This window comes from Pseudarthrobacter sp. MDT3-1 (assembly GCF_054510755.1).
Map to the genome: position 1 here is coordinate 224,924 of NZ_JBTNDX010000003.1, position 22,613 is coordinate 247,536.

23 protein-coding genes are annotated in these 22,613 nt (G+C 63.1%); 10 read left to right on the forward strand and 13 right to left on the reverse strand.

Features of this window, described 5'->3' with window-relative positions; all coding sequences use genetic code 11:
* Positions 1-63 precede the first annotated feature (63 nt).
* A complete protein-coding gene (locus ACX80X_RS03705) occupies positions 64-1,461 on the forward strand; it encodes a plasmid pRiA4b ORF-3 family protein (protein ID WP_252598844.1) in 1,398 nt (465 codons plus the stop codon).
* Positions 1,462-1,998: 537 nt separating this feature from the next.
* Here the strand turns inward: ACX80X_RS03705 and ACX80X_RS03710 are convergent.
* Together ACX80X_RS03710 and ACX80X_RS03715 are read right to left on the reverse strand one after the other, a co-directional pair.
* Positions 1,999-2,469 (reverse strand): VOC family protein, encoded by a 471-nt coding sequence (locus ACX80X_RS03710; RefSeq protein WP_459311215.1) that lies wholly within the window; start codon positions 2,467-2,469, stop codon positions 1,999-2,001.
* 23 nt (positions 2,470-2,492) lie between these two features.
* The gene (locus ACX80X_RS03715; protein WP_459311217.1) at positions 2,493-2,888 is read right to left on the reverse strand and encodes a VOC family protein; all 396 of its coding nucleotides are present in this window, start codon (positions 2,886-2,888) and stop codon (positions 2,493-2,495) included.
* Positions 2,889-3,001: 113 nt separating this feature from the next.
* Between ACX80X_RS03715 and ACX80X_RS03720 the strand changes: the two genes are divergently transcribed.
* Positions 3,002-3,397, forward strand: a complete 396-nt coding sequence (locus ACX80X_RS03720; RefSeq protein WP_252598846.1) for a DUF3054 domain-containing protein — start codon at positions 3,002-3,004, stop codon at positions 3,395-3,397.
* Positions 3,398-3,517: 120 nt separating this feature from the next.
* Entirely contained in the window at positions 3,518-3,799 is a 282-nt protein-coding gene (locus ACX80X_RS03725) for an Lrp/AsnC family transcriptional regulator (protein WP_252598847.1), read from the forward strand.
* Positions 3,800-3,865: 66 nt separating this feature from the next.
* On the opposite strand, the gene trpD is transcribed toward ACX80X_RS03725, so the two are convergent.
* Complete coding sequence (trpD, locus tag ACX80X_RS03730) at positions 3,866-4,924, reverse strand: anthranilate phosphoribosyltransferase (RefSeq protein WP_252598848.1); 1,059 nt, start codon at positions 4,922-4,924, stop codon at positions 3,866-3,868.
* A gap of 147 nt (positions 4,925-5,071) precedes the next feature.
* On the opposite strand from trpD, the gene ctaE reads away from it, so the two are divergent.
* From ctaE to qcrB, 4 genes are all read left to right on the forward strand, one after another.
* Positions 5,072-5,710, forward strand: a complete 639-nt coding sequence (gene ctaE / locus ACX80X_RS03735; RefSeq protein ID WP_445260432.1) for an aa3-type cytochrome oxidase subunit III — start codon at positions 5,072-5,074, stop codon at positions 5,708-5,710.
* Positions 5,711-5,797: 87 nt separating this feature from the next.
* Positions 5,798-6,586 carry a cytochrome bc1 complex diheme cytochrome c subunit gene (gene qcrC / locus ACX80X_RS03740; protein ID WP_248760534.1) on the forward strand — a complete coding sequence of 263 codons (789 nt, stop codon included), beginning with the start codon at positions 5,798-5,800 and terminating at the stop codon, positions 6,584-6,586.
* A 99-nt stretch (positions 6,587-6,685) separates the two neighbouring features.
* A complete protein-coding gene (gene qcrA, locus ACX80X_RS03745; RefSeq protein WP_459311219.1) occupies positions 6,686-7,756 on the forward strand; it encodes a cytochrome bc1 complex Rieske iron-sulfur subunit in 1,071 nt (356 codons plus the stop codon).
* Positions 7,734-9,410 carry a cytochrome bc1 complex cytochrome b subunit gene (qcrB, locus tag ACX80X_RS03750; protein ID WP_459311221.1) on the forward strand — a complete coding sequence of 559 codons (1,677 nt, stop codon included), beginning with the start codon at positions 7,734-7,736 and terminating at the stop codon, positions 9,408-9,410. Before qcrA ends, qcrB begins: the two co-directional genes overlap by 23 nt.
* Positions 9,411-9,509: 99 nt before the next feature.
* Here the strand turns inward: qcrB and ACX80X_RS03755 are convergent, their stop codons facing one another.
* Positions 9,510-10,301, reverse strand: coding sequence for a GntR family transcriptional regulator (locus ACX80X_RS03755; protein WP_141140648.1), 792 nt, complete (start codon positions 10,299-10,301; stop codon positions 9,510-9,512).
* A 186-nt stretch (positions 10,302-10,487) separates the two neighbouring features.
* On the opposite strand from ACX80X_RS03755, the gene ACX80X_RS03760 reads away from it, so the two are divergent.
* Positions 10,488-10,781 (forward strand): HPr family phosphocarrier protein, encoded by a 294-nt coding sequence (locus ACX80X_RS03760; protein ID WP_459311223.1) that lies wholly within the window; start codon positions 10,488-10,490, stop codon positions 10,779-10,781.
* Positions 10,782-10,922: 141 nt separating this feature from the next.
* Here the strand turns inward: ACX80X_RS03760 and ACX80X_RS03765 are convergent, their stop codons facing one another.
* From ACX80X_RS03765 to ACX80X_RS03785, 5 genes are all read right to left on the reverse strand, one after another.
* Entirely contained in the window at positions 10,923-11,324 is a 402-nt protein-coding gene (locus ACX80X_RS03765; RefSeq protein WP_459311225.1) for a cytochrome c oxidase subunit 4, read from the reverse strand.
* A complete protein-coding gene (gene ctaD / locus ACX80X_RS03770; RefSeq protein WP_459311227.1) occupies positions 11,321-13,048 on the reverse strand; it encodes an aa3-type cytochrome oxidase subunit I in 1,728 nt (575 codons plus the stop codon). Before ctaD ends, ACX80X_RS03765 begins: the two co-directional genes overlap by 4 nt.
* Before the next feature lie 10 nt (positions 13,049-13,058).
* Positions 13,059-13,931 carry an aa3-type cytochrome oxidase subunit II gene (gene ctaC / locus ACX80X_RS03775; RefSeq protein WP_459311229.1) on the reverse strand — a complete coding sequence of 291 codons (873 nt, stop codon included), beginning with the start codon at positions 13,929-13,931 and terminating at the stop codon, positions 13,059-13,061.
* 187 nt (positions 13,932-14,118) lie between these two features.
* On the reverse strand, positions 14,119-14,508 hold the full coding sequence (locus ACX80X_RS03780) for a HesB/IscA family protein (protein ID WP_056340087.1): 390 nt from the start codon (positions 14,506-14,508) through the stop codon (positions 14,119-14,121).
* A 184-nt stretch (positions 14,509-14,692) separates the two neighbouring features.
* Entirely contained in the window at positions 14,693-16,138 is a 1,446-nt protein-coding gene (locus ACX80X_RS03785) for a M20/M25/M40 family metallo-hydrolase (RefSeq protein WP_459311231.1), read from the reverse strand.
* 54 nt (positions 16,139-16,192) lie between these two features.
* Here ACX80X_RS03785 and ACX80X_RS03790 point away from each other — a divergent pair, with 54 nt between their 5' ends.
* Entirely contained in the window at positions 16,193-16,795 is a 603-nt protein-coding gene (locus ACX80X_RS03790; RefSeq protein ID WP_459311233.1) for a DUF3043 domain-containing protein, read from the forward strand.
* 87 nt (positions 16,796-16,882) lie between these two features.
* Here ACX80X_RS03790 and ACX80X_RS03795 read toward each other — a convergent pair whose 3' ends face one another.
* Positions 16,883-17,956: a quinone-dependent dihydroorotate dehydrogenase gene (locus ACX80X_RS03795; RefSeq protein ID WP_252607976.1), complete on the reverse strand. Its 1,074-nt coding sequence runs from the start codon at positions 17,954-17,956 to the stop codon at positions 16,883-16,885.
* Positions 17,957-18,031: 75 nt separating this feature from the next.
* Here ACX80X_RS03795 and ACX80X_RS03800 point away from each other — a divergent pair, with 75 nt between their 5' ends.
* Positions 18,032-19,042, forward strand: coding sequence for an alpha/beta hydrolase (locus ACX80X_RS03800; protein WP_459311236.1), 1,011 nt, complete (start codon positions 18,032-18,034; stop codon positions 19,040-19,042).
* On the opposite strand, the gene ACX80X_RS03805 is transcribed toward ACX80X_RS03800, so the two are convergent.
* From ACX80X_RS03805 to leuA, 3 genes are all read right to left on the reverse strand, one after another.
* On the reverse strand, positions 18,997-19,827 hold the full coding sequence (locus ACX80X_RS03805; protein WP_459311238.1) for an isoprenyl transferase: 831 nt from the start codon (positions 19,825-19,827) through the stop codon (positions 18,997-18,999). The genes ACX80X_RS03800 and ACX80X_RS03805 overlap by 46 nt on opposite strands.
* Positions 19,828-19,829: 2 nt before the next feature.
* The gene (recO, locus tag ACX80X_RS03810) at positions 19,830-20,582 is read right to left on the reverse strand and encodes a DNA repair protein RecO (protein ID WP_459311240.1); all 753 of its coding nucleotides are present in this window, start codon (positions 20,580-20,582) and stop codon (positions 19,830-19,832) included.
* Positions 20,583-20,666: 84 nt separating this feature from the next.
* Complete coding sequence (gene leuA / locus ACX80X_RS03815) at positions 20,667-22,406, reverse strand: 2-isopropylmalate synthase (protein WP_058932427.1); 1,740 nt, start codon at positions 22,404-22,406, stop codon at positions 20,667-20,669.
* Positions 22,407-22,613: the final 207 nt, after the last annotated feature.

Genomic DNA, 22,613 nt, shown 5'->3' on the forward strand with positions numbered 1-22,613 from the left:
CAGCGGATATCGCGGGCCCGGTCAGTGGCCTCGCCCAAACACTGGGGCTGGCAGGATAGTGCTGTGACGATACGCGCTGCAGAGGGAGATCCAGGGTCGATGTTGCTGCGGGTGAAAGTCTCGATCGTGGGCAGCGAGCCGGCCATCTGGCGGCGCCTCGAGATCGACCCTTCCCTGACCCTGGACAGGGTGCATGAGGTCCTCCAAACGGCCGTTGGCTGGCGGGATTTACACCTGCATTCCTTCACCGACACCGATCCCTATGTTCGTCTGCGCGCCGTCAACGGGATCGTGCGCGAACCACGTCGCTGGGTCTCCCTGGGCCTGCTGGAGGACAGTGACGATGACCTCCCGGAGACGGCCTGGACCCTGGGCCAGATCCTCACCCCGGAGTCCGGTCCCCTGTTCTATGAATATGACTTCGGAGACGGCTGGATCCACCGCCTCGAACTCACCGGAAGCCTCCCCGCCCCGGCCAACACCCCAAGGGCGCGGCTCCTGGACGGGGAGAGGCGGGCGCCGCTGGAAGATTCCGGCGGCATCGGTGGCTACCACGACCTCCTCGACGCCCTCGCAGACCCCGGCCACGAAGAACACAAAGACCTGAAGGCATGGGTCGCCTGGACAGCCGGGCCATGGCAGGAATTCCACCCGGAACAACTGGACATCAATGCCGTGAACAACGAGCTCGCCCTGCTGTTCCCTGCTCCCTCTGCCAACGAACACGGCCCCGGAAGCGAGTCACTGACCCAGGAACTCACGAACCGGATGCCTCCCGGGCTACGACGCGAATTCCGTTCATACCTTCACGCCGCCGACCTCGACGGCCCCGCAACGGTCGAAGCAGACGTCGCCGAGGCGATGACCGCCCCCTATCTCTGGCTCACCCGCCGCATCGGGCCTGACGGTCTATCCCTCACCGCTGCCGGCTGGCTACCGCCGACCGTGGTCCGCCAGGCAATGACCGAGCTCGGCTGGGCCAAGGACTGGATCGGCAAAGCCAACCGCGAGGACCAGACCCTGCCCGTCCTTCAGCTGCGCGAAAGCGCTCAACGACTCGGCCTCATCCGCAAAATCAAAGGCAAACTAGTCCTCACATCCGCCGCCAAACGGCTGCTCGATGATCCCGCAGGGCTTTGGCTCTTCCTCGCACGATCCATCGCCCATCGGCACCGCCATGACTCCGAGCGCGACGCGGCGCTGTTACTCCTGCTCGAAGTCGCGGCAGGGAAAAGAACCAGCTGGGCCGACTACCTTGAAGCCGTCTCCTTCGGTCTCGGTGCGCTCGGTTGGAGCACCCGCACCGGAGCCCAACTGGAACCGAACACCGTCCAAGCACTCCTCGTCGATGCCCACGAGGTCCTGCTGAACCTCGGCATCTTCGACGACCGTTTCGGGCTCAAAGCAAACACCGTCAAGGCGCCAGGGCAAGCCTTCGCCCGCACAGCACTTCGCTCATAACCACTCACAACCAGCAAATCAACGACCCCGTGGCGACCCACATCCTCCGAGGCTAAATCCGCCATCGACGCAATGGCATTCGCCGGTTCCGAATACGCCGGCTCACCAGTAGTTCCGCCTCCTAAGGTGACGCGATCTCAAGATAGATGAAGCATTGGCCTGGTACGCCTCAAGTTGAACCATTGGCTGGCGCGTCTCACTTTAGGTGACGCATCCTGACCGCCGGGATGGCTAGAATCCGGGCTATGGCTCGGCCAGGCCCAGTGGTCCCATCCGGACCACCCCCCGGAATGCACAATCCGGAGATGTTAACTGAACGGGATTCGGCTAGCCCGGTTTAGCCCTCGTCGTTGTGATAATCGCAGGTGACCGTTGCCGGTGGGGGAACCGCGGTGCTTCGCCACTCCGACTTCTCTCAGCATTCCCCCGGCTTTCTACGTCAGGCCGCCGGGGCCGGGGTGATCCACGACGGCAAATGTGTTTCAGGCTACGGCAACGACCCCGTTGCCGGGGAGGCCCGGACCTGCCCAGAGCTTCCTAACCGTCATAAGCCGTCTGAAGTGCGGCGATATCAAGCTTCTGCATCCCGAGCATGGCCTGCATTGCCCGCTGGGCACCCTCCGGATCCGGACCGCCAATCAGTGAGCCCAGGACCGACGGCACGATCTGCCAGGAGACGCCGAAACGGTCCTTCAACCACCCGCACTGGCTCTCCGCCCCACCGTCTGTCAGCGCCGACCAGTAGCGGTCCACTTCCGCCTGGTCGGAACAGTCGACCACAAAGGAGACGGCTTCCGTGAAATTGGCCGGCGCTCCCCCGTTGAGTGCCATGAACTTTCGGCCTTCGATCTCAAACTCCACGGTGATGACTTGCCCGGCCTGACCGGGACCGCCCTCGCCGAACCGCGAGACGTCCAGAATCCTGGAGGCGCCGAAGACTGACACATAGAACTCGGCGGCCTCTTCGGCCTGGTTCTCGAACCACAGGCATGTGGAAATCTTCAGCATGGTTGCTCCCTTCCGGCTAGAGCCTAGTCCGGGGCCGCATCCGGCACAACGGCCGGTGGATGCCGGCTGACCAGCCCCACCGTGTTCCCTTCCCAGTCGCGCATGAAGGCCATCCACTCATCGGTTCCTGCCGGACCCAGGGTGGCGTCGCCATGGTGGAAGATCACCTGCGGCAGCGCAACTACCTCTACTCCCCTGCCCTGCAGGACGCTGATGCTGGTCCGGACGTCCTCCGCCTCCAGATAGAGTACCGACGACGGTGCGCTGCGCTCCAGCAAGAGCCGGACGCCTTCCAGATCGAAGAACAGCAGCCCCGGCGGGTCGTAGACCGCCGCTGGCTGCACCCCCAGCAGTTGTGAATAGAACTCCGCGGCCCGCTGGAGGTCGTGTGCCTGCTGGGCCACCTGGATCAGACGCAATGTGCCTCCCGCTTGATGAGCGCCGCTGTTGTCCCGGTCATCATCCTCGTTCCCCCGTACCCCGGCAAGCGTCAGAACCGGGCCTTCGCCCTCGCCGGGTTAGGCTCGAAGCCATGACCTGGACCCAGCACCAATCCTTAACCGGCGGCAGGCGCGCCATCACCGCCGCGGCACTGTCCGACGCCGTCCTCATCCTTGTTTTCGCGGCGATCGGCAGGGACGCCCACCAGCGCGGCGACATCGTCACCGGCGTGTTCTTCACTGCGTGGCCGTTCCTGGCTGGGGCCGCTACCGCCTGGCTTGCGTGGCGGGCGTGGCGGCGTCCGCTGTCCATGGCAACCGGCGTCGTGGTCTGGCTTGGCGCCGTGGCCGGCGGCATGATCCTGAGGGCTCTGACGGGACAGAGCGTAGTACTGGCCTTCGTGGTTGTTGCGCTCTTGAGCCTGGGTTTGTTCCTGGTGGGCTACCGGGCACTTCTTGCACTGGTACGCAGGCTTAGAAAGTCGTGAAGGCGCCGCCGGCCACGCGTCCGGGGCACGCCTGATGGACACGGCCCATGTAATAGGCTGGCATCACCAAAAAGTCTTGCCGGGCACAGCTACGGCCAACAGATCCGGAAGGATTGAACAGTGATCACCGCATTCGTTCTGATCAAGACCGACGCCGCGCGCATCCCGGAAACTGCCGAGGAAATTTCCGCGATCCCAGGCATCAGCGAGGTCTATTCCGTAACAGGCGAATGGGACCTCATCGCCGTTGCCCGCGTCGCCCAACACGAGGACCTGGCTGACGTCATTGCCGACAAGCTGTCAAAGGTGCCTGCGGTGGTTCACACCACTACACACATTGCCTTCCGTGCCTACTCGCAACACGATCTCGACGCGGCATTCGCGCTCGGCTTCGAACAGTAGGATCACTTCCCGGGAAACGATGCGGGCCCGGCCTTACAGCCGGGCCCGCATCCTTTCCTGTCCATATCAAGGCCGCGTTAGCGAAACCCACTTATCGAGGACCGCAGCGGCAGCACCGCTATCAATCGACTCCGCGGCCCGGGCAAGCGCCGAACGCATACGCTCCAGGAACGGGCCCTCGGACGATTCATCAAAGGCCACCAGCCCAGCGGCCGCGTTCAGCAGCACGGCATCCCGCGCTGCGCCGGTCTTGCCGGCCAGGACATCACGTACGACGGCGGCATTCGCCTGTGCGTCCCCGCCACGGAGTTCCTCCACAGTCGCGGGACGGATGCCCAGCCCGGCCGGCTCAAAATTCAGCTCAGAGACAGCGCCGTCGCGGATTTCCCAGACGGTGGAGGGACCCGTAGTAGTCAGTTCGTCCAGTCCGTCGTTGCCGCGGAAAACCAGGCCGCGGCTGCCCCGCTTCGCCAGGACGCCTGCAACCAGCGGAGCCATACGGGCATTCGCCACTCCCACAGCTGAGGCCTGAACAAGGGCCGGGTTGGTCAGCGGGCCCAGGAAATTAAAGGCGGTGGGGATGGCGAGTTCCCGGCGGGGTACGGCGGTGTGACGGAAAGACGGGTGGAACACCTGCGCGAAGCAGAAAGTGATTCCAGCCTCCCCCGCGTTGCGTGCCACCTGGGCCACCGGGAGGTCGAGCCTGACCCCCAGCGCTTCAAGCACGTCAGCCGAGCCGGAGGACGAAGACGCTGCACGGTTGCCGTGCTTGACGACCTTCGCTCCGGCGCCCGCAGCAACGAGGGCGGACATGGTGGAAATGTTGACGGTATTGAGCTGGTCCCCGCCGGTACCAACGATGTCCAGCTTCTGACCGGGGATATCGATGGGTGTTGCATGGCGCAGCATCGCGTCCACCAGACCCGAGATTTCGTCCACGGTTTCGCCCTTGGCGCTGAGGGCAACCAGGAATCCGGCGATCTGCGCGGGGGTGGCCTCCCCGGACATGATTCTGTCCATAGCCCAAGCGGTGTTGCCCGCTGTGAGGTCACTACCGTTGATAAGAGCCGATATAAGCCGCGGCCAAGTGTTGCTGTCCGCCGGCGCGGTTGCCTGAGAAGTCACCTTCTGATGCTATCGAGCCACCTCGGACCTGACCAATGTGAACACCGCCGGGAACTTTTCGCAGTGATTTCGCGTCTTTGTAGAAAAAGTCCCCCGAAAAGGCGGTTCGCGTTGGGAACTACGGACTTTTATAGACATAATGTCTATGTGACATCTGCGACCCATGCCCCCAGTACCCCGGCGCACCCCACGCTGAACCGCCCCAATATGGTTTCTGTCGGAACCGTAGTCTGGCTGTCCAGTGAGTTGATGTTCTTCGCCGGTCTCTTCGCCATGTACTTCACGCTGCGCTCCACGAGCGGTCAGATGTGGGCGGAAGAGACAGCAAAGCTCAACTTCCCCTTTGCGCTAGTCAACACGATCGTCCTCGTGGCCAGTTCCTTTACTTGCCAGATGGGCGTCTTCGCCGCCGAACGGCTGCAGCCTCGCAAAACAGGCGGCCCGTTCCAGTTCACCCGCTGGGGCATGAACGAATGGTTCACGCTGACCTTCATCATGGGTGCGTTCTTCGTCGCCGGCCAGGCAACTGAATACGCGATGCTTGTTTCCGAACACGTTTCACTCTCATCCAACGCCTACGGCTCAGCGTTCTATATGACCACCGGCTTCCACGGCCTGCACGTAATCGGCGGCCTCATAGCCTTCCTCTTCATCATCGGACGCTCGTTCGCAGCAAAGAAGTTCGGCCACTTCGAAGCAACCTCCGCGATCGTCACGTCTTACTACTGGCACTTTGTGGACGTTGTCTGGATCGGCCTCTTCCTGGTCATCTACGTACTGAAGTAGTCAAGCTTTGATTCCTTTTCTACAAGAGGCAGAATTTCAAGAAGCGGCTCACGGAGCCGGCGCACGATCGAATAAAGGAACCACCACGTGAAGGCTCTCTCGCAAAAGCGGCGTCACCCACTCGCAGTAATCGCGCTGCTACTGATGGGACTCCTCGTCACTGGCGGGCTCTACGCCGTTGCCACCACCGTCAACGAGGCAAAGGCATCCACCACCAGCTTCAGCGCCAATGACACCGCCGAGGGCGAAAAGCTCTTTGAGGCTAACTGCGCCACCTGCCACGGCATGGGCGCGAGCGGCAGCCAGGATGGCCCCTCGCTGGTTGGCGTCGGTGCCGCGTCCGTTGATTTCCAGGTCGGTACCGGCCGGATGCCCATGCAGATGAACGGCCCCCAGGCGTACAAAAAGCCGGCCCAGTTCAACGATGCCCAGACCCACCAGCTTTCAGCCTACGTAGCTTCCCTGGGAGCCGGCCCGGCGATTCCTGAAGAACACCTGCTTGATGAGCAGGGGGACGCCGCCAAGGGTGGTGAGCTCTTCCGCGTGAACTGCGCGATGTGCCACAACGCAGCAGCAGCCGGCGGTGCACTCACCCGTGGTAAGTTCGCTCCCGCCCTTGCCGATGTCTCCGGCAAGCACATCTACGAAGCGATGGTCACCGGACCGCAGAACATGCCCGTCTTCAGTGACACAAACGTCACCCCTGAAGGCAAGCGCGACATCGTCACCTTCCTGAAGCAGATCGAGGCCAACGGCTCCCCCGGTGGCGCTGACCTCGGCGCCCTCGGTCCCGTCTCTGAAGGCCTCTTCGTCTGGATTGCAGGCCTGGGTGTCATCATCGCCTTCACCATCTGGCTTACTTCCCGGACGTCTTAGGCGCTACGGGAATCTTAAGAACTTCTGCTGCCCAGTCAGCAGTTTGAAATTGAAAACTAACCCGGCAGACGCCGGGACGAGAGAAGGATGAGGCGAATTATGGGCAACCATAGTGACGGCAGTCCGAACCACTCGGGCACCGTAGCTACGGCTGGTCAGAATGAGGTGGAGAAGTTCCAGGATCCTGGAATTCCCCCGCACCGTTTGCGCCTGGCCGACACGGACCCGAAGGCCGCAAAGCGTGCAGAACGGCAGGTCGCCGTACTTTTCGGCGCGTCAGTTGTCGGCACCCTGATCTTCCTGGTGGCGTACTTTGCCATCGACTTGGGCGATGGCACAAGCATCGCCACCATACGGCTGCAGAACGCCCTGCTGGGCCTTGGCACCGCGTTTGCGATGCTCGGCATCGGCACCGGTATTGTGCACTGGGCCAAGGCTCTGATGCCGGACCATGAAGTCTCCGAAGAACGCCATCCCATCCGCACCGAAGAAGACCGCTTGGCGGCGGTCCGGATCGTGGATGACATCGTGGAAGAGACCGGCATCAAGCGCCGCCCGCTCATCCGCAACACCCTGCTCGGTGCTGTGGCCCTGGCCCCGCTTCCCGCAATTGCGGTTTTCGGTGACCTCGGCCCTCGCCCCGACCGGGCCCTGGCCCACACCATGTGGGCACCGCAGGAAGGCAAGCTCAAGCGCCTCACCCGCGACCCCGACGGCACACCCATCAAGGCCTCTGACGTCACCATCGGGTCGGCTTTCCACGTTATTCCTGAGGGCCTGAACGAATTGCATGAAGGCAAGCTCAACGAAAAGGCCAAGGCAGTTGTACTGCTGATGCGCCTGGATCCCGCCTCGCTGAACCCCTCGGCGGGCCGCGAAGACTGGAGCTACAACGGGATCGTTGCCTACTCCAAGATCTGCACCCACGTCGGTTGCCCCGTCGCTCTGTACGAGCAGCAGACGCACCACCTGCTGTGCCCGTGCCACCAGTCCACTTTTGACCTCACGAAGGAGTGCAAAGTGATCTTTGGCCCCGCCAGCCGGCCCCTCCCCCAGCTGCCGATTGCAGTGGACGCCGAGGGCTACCTGGTCGCAACCAGCGACTTCAATGAACCTGTAGGACCGAGTTACTGGGAGCGTGATGAGCATGAGCGCAGCATCAAGAGCTGAAGCCCCCGCCTTCGTCGCCAAGACTAAAGCCGGACGCATCACTGATTTTGTTGACGCGCGAGTTGGCGGATCAGGAATCCTGCGCGAATTCGGACGCAAGGTCTTCCCTGACCACTGGTCGTTTATGTTTGGCGAAGTAGCCCTCTACTCCTTCGTTATCCTCTTGCTTTCGGGCACCTTCCTGACCTTCTTCTTCGATCCGTCCATGGCGGAGACGCACTACGACGGTTCTTACCTGCCGTTGAAGAACGTCGAAATGTCCGTGGCGTACAGCACGTCGCTGGATATTTCCTTCGACGTCCGCGGTGGCCTGTTCATGCGCCAGGTGCACCACTGGGCTGCACTGCTTTTCGTAGCGTCGATCGCCGTCCACATGCTGCGCGTCTTCTTCACGGGCGCCTTCCGCAAACCGCGTGAAATGAACTGGGTTGTTGGCAGCGTCCTCCTGATCCTCGCCATGGCAGCCGGCTTCACCGGATACTCCCTCCCCGATGACCTGCTCTCCGGCAACGGCCTGCGGATCATCGACGGCGTTATGAAGGCAATCCCGGTTGTCGGGACCTATATTTCCTTCTTCTTCTTCGGTGGCGAGTTCCCGGGGACGGCTGTTATTGGCCGCCTTTACATGCTGCACATCCTGCTCGTACCCGCGCTCATCCTGTTGATGATCGTTCTGCACCTGTTCATGGTGGTTGTGCACAAGCACACCCAGTACCCCGGCCCAGGCCGCAACGACGGCAACGTTGTTGGCTACCCGCTCGGCCCCGTGTACGCAGCCAAGGCCGGCGGCTTCTTCTTCATCGTCTTCGGTGTAATTGCCCTGATGGCTGGCTTCTTCACGATCAACCCGATCTGGAACTACGGCCCGTACGATCCCTCGCCGGTGTCTGCCGGTACCCAGCCTGACTGGTACATCGGGTTCGTTGACGGTGCCCTGAGGCTTATGCCCGGTGTCATCGGTGATTTCCAGTTCGAGTACGTTGTCTTCGGCTACGTGCTGACGCTGAACGTACTCCTGCCCGCCCTGGTGCCCGCAGGCATTCTGTTTACGGTGATGTTCATGTACCCGTGGATCGAAAGCTGGATCACCAAGGACACCCGCGAGCACCACGTCCTGGACCGTCCGCGGAACGCCCCCACCCGCACCGCCATCGGCGTCGCCGGCTTCATCTGGTACTGCGTGATGTGGGCAGCCGCTGGTTCGGACCTCATTGCCACACACTTCCATGTGTCCCTGAACGATGTGACGTACTGGCTCCGCGCGCTGTTCTTCATCGGCCCGGTCATCGCGTTTATGGTTGCCAAGCGAGTAGCCCTTGCCCTCCAGCGCAAGGACCGCGAAATTGCACTCCACGGCCGGGAAACAGGTCGCATCGTCCGCCTTCCGCATGGCGAGTTCATCGAAGTGCATGCCCCGCTGGATGAGTACAAGCGCTACAAGCTCGTTGGATTCGAATCCCCCGCACCGCTGCCGGCAGTCCCCAACGACCACGGCATTGTGACGCGCAAGGAAAAGCAGCGTGCATTCCTGTCCAAGTGGTTCTTTGAGGACCGTGTAGCACCGGCCACGCCGGCAGAGCTGGAGGCCGCACACGGCCACCAAGCCCACCCGGCAGTGGAGGCCGGCGAGGAAAGCAAGAGCCTCAGCCACTAACTCACAGCAGCTATGTTCCAACGGGAAAGGCCCGGTCCACTTGGACCGGGCCTTTCCCGGTACTGGCAGCCGCCGCTGTTGCCAGCTGCCGGCCCGCTACTAGTGGTTGCGGTAGCCCAGCGACTGGTTCCGGGCAGGCCTCGCACCTGGCCGCTGGAGGGGTACCCATAGCTTGTAGCGGTCGGCCCGGTAGTAGGAGACTGAGTAGTCCACCATCGCCCGGGCAACAAAGGCGTGCCTCTGGATTTTGAGCAAGGGTGCGCCGACGTCGACGTTTAGCAGACGCGCCGTAGAGGGGGAAGCGGCCGTCGCCTCGATCATGTCCTCCCCCCACTCCATCACGAGGCCGAACTGCTCACTCAGCACGTTGTAGAGCGATGTTGGGGGCTCGCCGTCCAGAAGACCCGGGACGCGCTGCGCTGGGATGAAGTTCTCGTCCACGCTCATCGGCTCACCGTCCGCCAGCAGCAACCGACGGAAACGCACCAGTGGCGTCCCCTCCTCCACCTGCAGTTCGCGGGCCAGGAAGGCGCTGGCGCCGATCTGTTCAAAGCTCAGGACCTTGGCGGCCGGAACCATGCCACGGCGCTGCATCTCTTCGCTGTACGAGGTGAGCTTTACCTGAAGGTCGAGTTTAGGCTTTCGTACGAACGTGCCGAGGCCGACAACCCGCTCGAGGACTTCCTCGCCGACCAGAGCGTCGATGGCCTGCCGAACAGTCATCCGGGCCAGGCCGAACCGCAGGGCAAGATCCCTTTCAGAGGGCAGGGCAGAACCTGGCGGGCAGGAATCGCTGATGTAGGCCCGGAGGATCTCCCTGAGCTGGATGTAGATGGCGGTCCCGCTGCTGCGGTCGATCTCGCCGGCAACGCCGCGGGCATCAGCAGCCACGGAGGAACGTCCTTGCGTCAGTTTTCACTGTCCAAGCCTAAGGCAGGCAGCGCCGCTGGACTAGACCAGTTCTAGCAATGGACCTGCCCTGCTGACCCCCGTTTGGTCGCACAGCCATCCAGCCGGATATATTGGACAGGAAATTCAGCGATGACGGTTTGGGGGCCGTCAGGAAATGGGAGACCCTTGTCAGTGCATAAGGCCGTTGTGTCAGCGTCAGTCGGCTTACATGCCCGTCCTGCCGCGATGTTCGTCAAGGCAGTGACCGAAACCGGACTACCTGTCACCATCCGCAAGGCCGGCATCCAGGGTGTTGACGCCCGCTCCCTGCTGGAAGTCATGACTGCCGACTTCCCCTTCGGCTGCGAAGTATTGCTTTCAGTCCCCGAAGGCGCCCTCGGCGGCCCTGTCAGTCACCGCGACGCCGAGGAGGCCCTGCGGATGCTGGCCGAGCTCCTGGAGTCACAGGGCTCCAGCTAGCCCCTCCCAGGGGCCTTTATCCCGTGACTTCCCGCGGCAAGTGGACGCGCCAATCGAACGGACAAGAACGACGTCGGGCCCCACCAAAAGGTGGGGCCCGACGTCGTATTTCATAAAGTGTCTGCTGAAGCCAAGGGGCTTCTAGTGGGCGTGGTCCCCACGGCTGTACTCGAAGACCCACCCCACGAGGGCGACGACTGCGAGGCCGGCTGCGATGAACAGGATCCACCAACCCACTGCGAGGCCCAGGAATCCGCCCGCACAGGCGAGGCCCAGAACCAGCGGCCACCAGCTCCAGGGGCTGAAGTGCCCCTGTTCGCCGGCGCCCTCATGGATCTCGGCATCGTTGCGGTCCTCGGGACGCATCCCGACTCGCTTGCCGGTGAAGCCCAGGTAGCCGCCGATCATTCCGGAAAGTCCGCCCACCAGGAGGACCCCGAGAGTTCCAACCCATTCACTCCAGTTGGTCAGGAAACCGTAGACCAGGGAAACCGGTACGAAGAAGAAGACTCCGGCTCCAAATATCCATGATTCGATTTTCACTTGGCGGTGTCCTTCTGGTCGGCGTTACCGAGCACCGCTGCAGCGGCTGCAGGCGATTCAACGGTGTGTACCTGCGAGAGCTCCGGGTGGTGGAGGTCCAGGGCGGGGCGCTCTGAACGGATCCGGGGAAGCGAGGTGAAGTTGTGGCGCGGCGGCGGGCAGGAGGTAGCCCACTCCAGCGACGCGCCGAAGCCCCAGGGATCGTCCACCTCGACGCGCTCTGAGCTGCGCCACGTGATGTAGACGTTCCAGAAGAACGGAATCAGGGATGCGCCCAGCACAAAGGAGGCAATGGTGGAGAACTGGTTCATCCAGGTGAAGTTGTCCTCCACCAGGTAGTCCGCGTAGCGGCGGGGCATGCCCATGACCCCGAGCCAGTGCTGGATCAGGAACGTGCCATGGAATCCCAGGAACAGCAGCCAGAAGTGGATCTTTCCGAGGCGCTCGTTGAGCATTTTGCCGGTGAATTTTGGCCACCAGAAATAGAAGCCTGCGAACATCGCGAACACCACCGTGCCGAACACCACGTAGTGGAAGTGCGCCACAACAAAGTAGGAATCAGAGACGTGGAAGTCCAGCGGCGGCGAAGCCAGGATGATGCCGGTCAGGCCGCCGAAAAGGAACGTGATCAAGAAGCCGAGGCTCCACAGCATCGGAGTCTCGAACGTCAACGAGCCTCGCCACATGGTGCCGATCCAGTTGAAGAACTTCACACCGGTAGGTACGGCGATGAGCATAGTCATGAAGGCGAAGAACGGCAGCAGGACCGAGCCGGTCACGTACATATGGTGGGCCCACACGGTGACGGACAGGGCCGCGATGGCAATGGTGGCGTAGACAAGGCCCTTGTAGCCGAAGATCGGCTTGCGGCTGAAGACCGGGAATATCTCGGACACAATGCCGAAGAACGGCAGCGCGATGATGTATACCTCGGGGTGGCCGAAGAACCAGAACAGGTGCTGCCAGAGTACGGCGCCGCCGTTTTCCGGATCGAAGATGTGTGCACCGAAGCGGCGGTCGGCGCCGAGTGCGAACAGTGCGGCAGCCAGCGGCGGGAAGGCCATCAGCACGAGGATGGACGTCACCAGGGCGTTCCAGGTGAAGATGGGCATCCGCCACATGGTCATGCCCGGAGCGCGCATGCAGATGATGGTGGTGATGAAGTTGACCGCACCCAGGATGGTGCCGAAGCCGGACAGCGCCAGGCCGAAGACCCACAGGTCACCGCCGATGCCGGGGCTGAACGTGGTGTTGGACAGCGGCGCGTAGGCGAACCAGCCGAACGACGCCGCACCCTGGGGGGTGATGAAGCCGGACACCGCGATGGTGGAGCCGAAGAGGAAGAACCAGAAGGCCAGTGCGTTCAGCCGCGGGAACGCGACGTCGGGGGCACCGATCTGCAGGGGCATGATGACGTTGGTGAAGCCGGCGAAAAGCGGCGTCGCGAACATCAGCAGCATGATGGTTCCGTGCATGGTGAACAGCTGGTTGTACTGCTCTTTGGTCTGCAGGATCTGCATGCCGGGCTCGAACAGTTCAGCACGGATCAACAGTGCCATGACGCCACCGAAGCAGAAGAACACAAACGATGCGATCAGGTACATGTACCCAATGGTCTTGTGATCGGTGGAAGTGATCCAGTTGACGACGATGCGTCCCTTGGACTTAGGAACTACGGGAGCCTCAAGGGTTCCGGCAGGTGCGGTCTGGGTGTAAGTAGCCACGTCGCTCCCCTTACTTAATTTCGTTCAGGTTCGGGTTGCGGTCGTATTCTTCGCCGATGAGTCCCGTGTTGCCATCTGCCTTGAGCTTGTCCATATGAGCCTGGAATTCGGCTTCGGAGACAACCTTGACGCGGAACAGCATTTCGGAGTGGTACTCACCGCAGAGTTCGGCGCACTTGCCGTCGTAGGTTCCCTCTTTAGTGGGGGTGAACCTGATGTAGTTGGTCTTGCCGGGGATCATGTCGCGCTTCTGCAGGAAGGCGGGGACCCAGAAAGAGTGGATGACATCGCGGGAGTTGAGTTCGAGGTCAACTGACTTTCCAACCGGCAGGTAGAGCGTCGGAAGCGCTTCCTTATTGATGGTGTTGCCCGTCAGGTGTGCCTGGACTCCTGCTTCGTGGACGTCCTCGGTAACGACGTCGCCGGACTTGTAGTTGAAGTCCCAGGCCCACTGCTTGCCGCGGACGTCAACAACGACGTCGGCCGGCTTGGAGCGGTCATCGATGGCCTGCTGGTCGCGGTCGGTGAAGTAGAAGAACACCAGGACCATGAACAGCGGGATGGTCAGGTAGAAGACCTCCAGCGGGAGATTAAAGCTGGTTTGCCGCGGGAAACCCGTGGTGCCCTTGCGGCGGCGGTAGGCGACAAGGCACCAAACGATCAAACCCCACGTGATGATGCCCACAACCAGGGCTGCAATCCATGAGTTGACCCAGAGGTCCATGATCCGGTCAGTGTGATTGGTGGTGCCACGCTCGGTGGGCAGCCACCCCTTCTCTACCTCTGGCGAACATCCAGTCAAAACCAACGCGCCGGCAACTGCCAAGCCTGAGATCGAAGTGATCGTTTTGCGTCGGCTGCCGGTTCGGTTCTGCGAACTCACAGACGGCCCTTCCTACTTGTTGCTGTTGCCCGGCCACCCAAGGGGCCTTCCGGGCACACTAAAAGTTTTACTACTCGGTGTAGAGCTTACCGCTCTGCCGGGCGTTTCGCCCACATGTCGGCGCCGTGCCTCCGCGCCGTTTTTGGCGGACGGGAAGCAGGCGCCGGCATCGGGCGAAAGAACCGGGTCAGTGGAACGAATCACCACAGGCGCAGGAGCCCCCGGCATTGGGGTTGTCGATGGTGAAGCCCTGCTTGGAGATGGTGTCCTCGAAGTCGATGCTGGCACCGCTGAGGTACGGCACGCTCATCTTGTCCACCACAACTTCGACGCCGTCATAGTCGCGGACGGCATCTCCATCGAGGAGGCGCTCGTCGAAGTACAGCTGGTAAATGAGGCCGGAGCAGCCGCCGGGCTGGACGGCAACGCGGAGGCGGAGATCGGTCCGGCCTTCCTGCTCCAGGAGGCTGCGCACCTTGCCTGCTGCGACGTCGGTCAGTTTGACCTCGTGTGCGGCCAGTTCATCGCTGGCAGCGCTGGTGGTCTCGGTGATGTTCTCGTTGGTTGCGGTGCTCATTTGGCCTACCTTAGGACGGTCCTGGCGGCCCCGCGTCAGCGGTGCCTGCCCCTACGGATACGGTACGGGCTATAGCTACATGCTACTTCGGTCAGCCGTGTAGCTCTAACTCCTGACGTAACCAAGCTTGTCCAATGATTGTTCCCGACGGTGGAGGAATGCCGGCATCAGAGGGACACGGGATTCAGGCCAGGCCTTCTGCGTTCAGCCGGGCGAGCAGCAGCGCCTCGGCGACCACGGCGTTCCTGAAATCACCAAGGTGAAGGGACTCGTTGGCACTGTGGGCACGGGAATCGGGATCCTCAACACCGGTCACGAGGATCTGGACGTCCGGATAGACGTCCATCAGGTCCGCAATAAACGGAATCGACCCGCCGATCCCCATCTCCACCGCCGGAACACCCCAGGCTTCCCCCAGCGCCCACATGGCGAGCGTTGCCGCCTTGGAGGATGTATCAGCGAGGAACGACTTTCCGCTGTCCCCGGGAGTGAACACCACCTTCGCCCCAAAGGGCGCATTGGCCTGGACGTGGCGTTGAACGGCTACCATCGCTGCCGCCGGATCCTGGCCGGGCGCCAGGCGCAGGCTGAACTTGGCACGCGCCCGGGGCAGGAGCGTGTTCGAGGCCACGTCCACGTCGGGCGCATCGAAGCCGATGATGGACAGCGCGGGTTTAGTCCACAGCCGTGCGGCGATGCTTCCGGTGCCGGCGAGCCGGACGCCGTCGAGAACGGAGGAATCAGCACGGTACTCCGCTTCGGTGAGCTCCACGCCGACGTTGTCATTCGATACGAGGCCTTCGATGGCCACATTGCCGTCAGCGTCGTGGAGGGTGGCAATCAAACGGGACAGCAGGGTTGGCGCGTCCAGCACTGGTCCGCCGAACATGCCCGAGTGGACAGCATGCTCCAGCACCTGGACTTCAATGGTTCCGTCCACAAGGCCGCGCAGGCTGGTGGTCAGGGCGGGAATGCCCACCTTCCAGTTGCTGGAGTCGGCCACCACGATCACTTCGGCCCGCAGCAGTTCCCGGTGCGTTTCCAGGAAGGAACGGAAGGTGGGGGAACCAGCTTCCTCCTCACCTTCGAAGAAGAACGTCACACCAAGGCCGAATTCCGTACCCGTAACCTCGGTCGCTGCAGCATAGGCGGCCACATGGACCATGATCCCGGCCTTGTCGTCAGCAGCGCCACGGCCGTACAACCTGCCGTCCCGTTCGACGGCGGCGAAAGGCTCCGTTTCCCACAGCGCCGCATCCCCCGGCGGCTGGACGTCGTGGTGGGCGTACAGCAGAATGGTCGGCTTTCCTTCGGCCGCCCGTCGACGTGCGACGACGGCAGGTCCGCCGGGGGTGCCGTCCTCCTTGTTACTGCGCAGGACCTGGACATCCTCAAGGCCGGCGGCGCGCAGCAGTTCCGCTACGGCCTGCGCGCTGGCTTCCAAGGGCGCAGGATCGAAACTCGGCCAGGCGATGCCGGGAATGGCCACAAGTTCCTTGAGCCGGTCGAGGGTTGTGTCGAAGGAACCTGCCACGGAGAGCCTGAGTCCGTCCGCGTCGATGGCCGGTGCAGGGTGGCCGGGGCCGGGGGTGTTGGCGTCGGACGGACTGGCTGCTGGAGTGGGAGTCATGGCGAACACAATACCCGCGCCGAATCTCCTTGGGCCGCAAGGTATTCTGTTCACGTGTTCGGACGTAAAAAGGAAGCGCCAACGGCGCAGCAATCAATAGACCAGCAGGCCGCTGAAGCGGCAGCCCGGCAGGATGCCGCGTTGGGCAAGGGTACGCCCACGCCCAAGCGCAAAGCCCAGGAGGCTGCCCGCAAACGGCCCCTGGTGCCGGAGGACCGCAAGGCGTCCAAGGCCGCTGAGCGCCAGGCCATCCAGGACCAGCGGACCAAAATGCGCCAGGCACTCGACACAGGTGATGAAAAGTTCCTGCCACTGCGCGACAAGGGTCCGCAGAAGCGTTATGCCCGCGACTACGTGGATGCGCGCTTCAGCCTGGGCGAATACCTCATGTTCGGCGCCCTGGTATTTGTCATCATTTCCCTCATTGTTCCGGCTTCCAGCGAGCAGATGGTTTATGTCCTGGGCGGTTTTTGGGTGATGTTCCTGGCCGTGTTTGTGGACGTGTTCATTCTGTCCAGGCAGCTCCGCAAGAAGCTGACCGAGAAGTTCGGCGAGGTTGAGCGTGGCACGGTTTGGTACGGCTCGATGCGGTCCCTGCAGTTCCGCAAGCTGCGCCTGCCCAAGCCTCTCGTGAAGCGCGGCCAATACCCGTCCTGACGTGCAGGCCGGGCTAGACCCGGCAGCACTCCTCCCTTAAACAACGAAAACCCCGGTGGTCCAACCACCGGGGTTTTGTTGTGTGAGTCAGCGGTTGCGTCGCGCTTTCGCCAGGTCGCGGTTGATCCGCGCCGCCCAGAACGGCCCCTCGTACAGGAAGGCCGTGTAGCCCTGGACCAGCGTGGCCCCGGCATCCAGACGGTCCTGGACGTCTTTCGCCGTCTCGACGCCGCCGACGGCCACCAGCGTGATCGCGCCCCCGGTGGCCTCCTTGAGCCGGCGAAGGACTTCCAATGAACGCTGCTTCAGCGGTGCCCCGGACAGGCCCCCGGCGCCGCATTCGACCACTTTCTCAGCCGGCGACGCCAGCCCCTCACGCCCGATCGTGGTGTTGGTGGCGATAATGCCGTCCAGCTTAAGGTCCAGGGCCAGCTTGGCGACGTCGTCGATGTCCTCATCGCTGAGGTCCGGTGCGATCTTGACCAGCAGCGGGACGTGCCGGCCTGCCGCCTTGTCCGCCTCGTCCCCCACCGCGGTCAGCAGCGGGCGCAGTGTCTGGACATCCTGGAGAAGGCGCAGGCCGGGCGTGTTGGGTGAGCTGACATTGACTACCAAGTAGTCCGCGGCCGGCGCCAGGTTCCGGGCGCTGATCAGGTAATCGGCCGCGGCGTCGTCGAGTTCCACCACCTTGCTCTTGCCGATGTTCACCCCGATCACGGGGCGCACGTCAGGGTGCCGGCGCTGCAGGGCGGCGCGTGCCGCTTTGAGGCGCGGTTCGACGGCGGCCGCGCCATCGTTGTTGAACCCCATCCGGTTAATGACAGCCCGGTCCTCGATCAGCCTGAAAAGGCGCGGCTTCTCGTTGCCCGGCTGCGCCTGCCCGGTGATGGTCCCTACTTCGACATGGCCAAAGCCAAGTTCGGTGAGGGCCTCGATGCCGAATCCCTCCTTGTCGAACCCGGCTGCGAGACCGAACGGGGATGGGAAGGTCAGCCCAAAGGCAGAAGTCTGCAGTGAGGCCGCGGGTGCCGTGAACCGGTGCAGCAGCCGTCCTGCGCCGGAAGTATGGGCAAGTTTGATTCCCTTGAATCCGATCTTGTGGGCGCGTTCCGCGTCCATCCACGAAAAGGCCAGCCTGAAGAATGTCGGATATACGCGCATGGCTCTAGTTTTCCGTCTCGGACGGTCCAGACCAAACCGGGCCGCCATACATGCGGCTCCGGCTAGCATAAAGCCATGAGGTGGCAGCCAGATATCCTCGGTGCTGGTTTCGAAGCCTGCACCTTCGAGGCCGGGGGCGAAGACGGCGTCCAGCGCACCGCCACGCTGGTGCGCTTCCGTCCGGCGAAGGAACCGGCAGCCATCGGCCGGCGCCGGACAGTGCTGTTCCTCCATGGTTGGAGCGACTACTTCTTCAATGTGGACCTGGCGCAGTTTTGGACACACAGCGGCTACAAGTTCTACGCCCTCGACATGCACAACCACGGCCGCAGCCTGCGCCCGGAAACGCCGGGCGGCTACGTGGCGAACCTGGCGGACTATGACGCCGAGATCGAAGCGGCCATCGCCATCATCCGGGCCGACACGCACACGCCGGAACTGGAAGGCAAGGCCTCCCTCACGCTGATGGGCCACTCCACCGGCGGCCTGGTGGCCGCCCTCTGGGTCAGCAACCACCCCGGAGCGGCCTCCCAGCTGGTGCTAAACAGTCCCTGGCTGGAGATGCACGGCAGCTCGCTGGTCCGCCGTGCTGCGTCCACGATGGTGGGACCCGTGGCGCGGTTCCGGCCGGAGGCTGTCCTGCGACTGCCCGAGCGGGGGTTCTATTGGCGGACCATCAGCAGTTCAGCCGACGGCGAGTGGCCGCTTGACGACAGGTTCCGTCCGCCGATGGCATTTCCGCTCCGCGCGGGCTGGCTCAGCGCCATCCTGGCCGGCCACACCAAGGTGGCCCGTGGCCTGAACATCGACATACCCATCCTGGTGCTGCTGTCCCGGGGAAGCGCCACCGGGCCGTTCTGGTCCGAGGAAATGCGGCGCACCGACGCGGTACTGGACGTCAACATCATCGCCCTCCGCGCCCTGACACTGGGGCGCAGCGTCACGGTGGAACGGATCGACGGCGCGCTCCACGACGTCTTCCTGTCCCCTGCCAAAGTGCGGGCAGACGCCTATGCGCGGCTCGCACGCTGGCTCCGGGGTTACGGTACGGCTGAACCGGGCGCGGCGTCGACGGCGCCGCCGTAGCGCCGGTCCCGCTGGGCGTAGATTTCGACGGCGTCCCACAGCGTCCGCCGGTCGACGTCGGGCCACAGCGTGTCCATAAAGACGAACTCAGCGTACGCCGACTGCCACAGCAGGAAGTTGGAGAGCCGCTGCTCCCCCGAACTCCGCAGGAAAAGGTCAACGTCCGGCAGGTCAGGTTCGTCCAGGAACTTCTGGATGGTTTTCTCGGTGATGGCACCGGGCTTGAGCCGGCCTTCGGCAACCTCGACGGCAATGGCCGATACTGCGTCTGTGATTTCCGCCCGGCCGCCGTAATTAACACACATGGTCAACGTGCAGGTGCTGTTGCCCGCCGTAAATTCCTCGGCCTCTTCAAGTTCGCGGATCACCGAGCCCCACAGCTTGGGACGCCGGCCGGACCACCGGACACGGACACCCCAGTCGTCCAGCTGATTCCGCTGCCTTCGTAGCACGTCCTTGTTAAAACCCATCAGGAAACGGACTTCTTCGGGTGAGCGGCGCCAGTTTTCGGTGGAAAACGCATAGACGCTCACGAACTCGATGCCCAGCTCGATAGCGCCCGCCACCACATCCAGCAGGGCTGGCTCGCCGGCTTTGTGACCCTCGATCCGCGGCAGGCCCCGCTGGTTGGCCCAACGGCCGTTGCCGTCCATCACAATAGCGACATGGCGGGGGACGAATTCGGCGGGGATCGCCGGGGCAACCGCGCCTGAAGGGTGCGGATACGGTGCCACCACAGGGGTGGTCCGTTGCCGCGAAGGACTCTTCTTTTTTCCCAAGGCCACTGTCAGCCACGCTCCACATGTTTGAGGGATTTCAGGACACGTTCAAGGTGCCATTGCAGGTATGCGGCCACCAGCCCCGCAGCTTCCCGGCGGTGCGGCACCTGCGAACCGTCCGCCGTCGTCCAGTCCCCGGTCAGCAAGGCACCCAGCAGAACGACGGTCTCCGCCGCCGGCGCGGGCGAACCCGGTGGCCTGCAGTCAGCGCAGACCATGCCGCCGAGCGGAGCCGAAAACGCCGTATGGGGGCCGGGCCGGGCGCAGCGGGCACAGTCGGTAAAACTCGGCGCCCAGCCGCCGGTGGCAAGGGCGCGCAGGAGATACGAATCGAGGATCAGTCCGGGCGCGTGTTCGGCCCGGCTCAGCGATGCCAGCGCACCCACCAACAGGTTGTACTGAGCGGTGCCGGCTTCGCCGTCGACGTCGGTCAGTTTCTCCGCAGTTTCGGTCATGGCAGCTGCAACGGTGTAGCGGCCATAGTCTGCGGCGATGTTGCTGCCGTATGCGCCCTTGGCAACAGCCTGCGTGACGATGTCCAGTGTCTTTCCGGAGACCAGCTGCAGGTCGGCAACCATAAACGGCTCCAGCCGCGCCCCAAACTTGCTGCTGGTCCGCCGCACACCCTTCGCGACGGCGCGGATCTGGCCGTGGTGCTTGGTCAGCAGCGTGATGATGCGGTCAGCCTCGCCCAGCTTGTGGGTACGGAGCACCACGGCGTCATCCCGGTAGGACCGGGCAGCAAAGGATTGTTGGACCACGGTTAATCTTCGCACTGAGTTCCGGAAAGCCGGCAATGCCGGTGCGTTGCGCGCCGGGAACCCCGGCGCGCAACGTGTTCCGAATCAGGCCCGGGAATCCCGGATGGCACGGTTGACTGCGGAAATGACGGCCTTGAGCGAGGACATGCTGGTGTTTGCATCAATACCGACGCCCCACAGGACCCGCTCCCCCACGGCACACTCGACGTAGGCTGCGGCCATGGCGCTGCCGCCTTCCGAAAGGGCATGCTCGCTGTAGTCCAGCACCCGGACATCCACGCCGTCCTCGCGCAGGATGCTCAACAGCGCGGCGATGGGCCCGTTTCCGGTGCCCGTGCGACGGGCCTGGACACCGTCAACGGTGAGCGAGGCGTGCAGGGTCATCCCGCCATCGTCATCCGTTTCGGTGCTGACGGAACCGAGTGAGTAACGGCCCCACTGGCCCTCCGCCTGGCTGGAGGGCAGGTACTCGTCCTGGAAGTGCTGCCACAACTGAGCGCCGCTGACTTCGCCGCCCACGGTATCGGTCTTCTTCTGGATGACGCCGGAGAATTCCATCTGGGCGCGGCGCGGCAGGTCCAGGCTGTGTTCGTTCTTGAGCAGGTAGGCCACGCCACCCTTGCCGGACTGCGAGTTGACGCGGATGACGGCCTCGTAGCTGCGGCCCAGGTCCTTGGGGTCAACGGGCAGGTACGGGACCTGCCAGGTGAAGTCCGCGACGTCCTTGCCAGCGGCGGCAGCATCCTTCTCCAGCGCCTCGAAACCCTTCTTGATGGCGTCCTGGTGCGAGCCTGAGAAAGCGGTGAAGACGAGGTCGCCGCCGTAGGGGGAACGCTCGGCGACGGGGAGCTGGTTGCAGTACTCCACGGTGCGCCGGATCTCGTCGATGTCGGAGAAGTCGATCATGGGATCGATGCCCTGGACGAACATGTTCAGGCCCAGGGTGACGAGGTCCACGTTGCCGGTTCGCTCGCCGTTGCCGAACAGGCAGCCCTCAATCCGGTCCGCGCCGGCCAGGTACCCCAGTTCGGCGGCGGCCACGCCGGTACCCCGGTCATTGTGCGGGTGCAGGGACAGGATGATGCCTTCACGCGGGTGCAGGTTCCGGCTCATCCACTCAATGGAATCGGCGTACACGTTCGGAGTGGCCATTTCCACGGTGGCAGGCAGGTTGATGATGACCTGGCTGTCGGCGGATGCCTCGAAAACGTCGGCGATGGCGTTGCAGACCCGGACGGCATAGTCCAGTTCAGTTCCGGTGAACGACTCCGGCGAGTATTCATAGGTGACGTGCGTGTCAACGAGGGTTTCCTCATACTTCTTGCACAGTCTGGCGCCCTGGAGCGCGATGTCGAGGATGCCGTCCTGGTCCTGGTTGAACACCACACGGCGCTGCAGGACGGACGTTGAGTTGTACAGGTGGACAATCGCCTGCTTGGCGCCGACCAGGGACTCGTACGTCCGCTCGATCAGGTGCTCGCGGGCCTGGGTGAGGACCTGGATGGTGACATCGTCCGGGATGTGGTTGCCGACGATGAGCTGGCGGACGAAGTCGAAATCGGTCTGCGAGGCAGAAGGGAAGCCGACTTCAATTTCCTTGTAACCCATGCGGACCAGCAGATCGAACATCTTCATCTTGCGGGCCGGGCTCATCGGGTCGATCAGCGCCTGGTTGCCGTCACGCAGATCCACAGCGCACCAGCGCGGGGCCTTGGTGATGACCTTGTCCGGCCACGTGCGGTCAGGCAGTTCAACGGTGATCTGATCCTGGAAAGGACGGTAGCGGTGGGCTGGCATTCCGGAGGACTTCTGTGCGTTTCGCATTAGTATCGGGGCCTTTTCTGTGGTTCTTATCTGAAAGGTGGCCGGGCAACACAAACTCCGCGACGAGGGTGGGCCTTGCGCTAAATCGCGTCTGAGGCCTCGCCGCGGCAGCTAAGAAGAAGGAGCTCTGCGCGCACCATTTGAGGGTAGCACGCGTGCGTAAGATGAGAGGGCACCACCGTCCTTATCGTCCAACATGCAGACGCC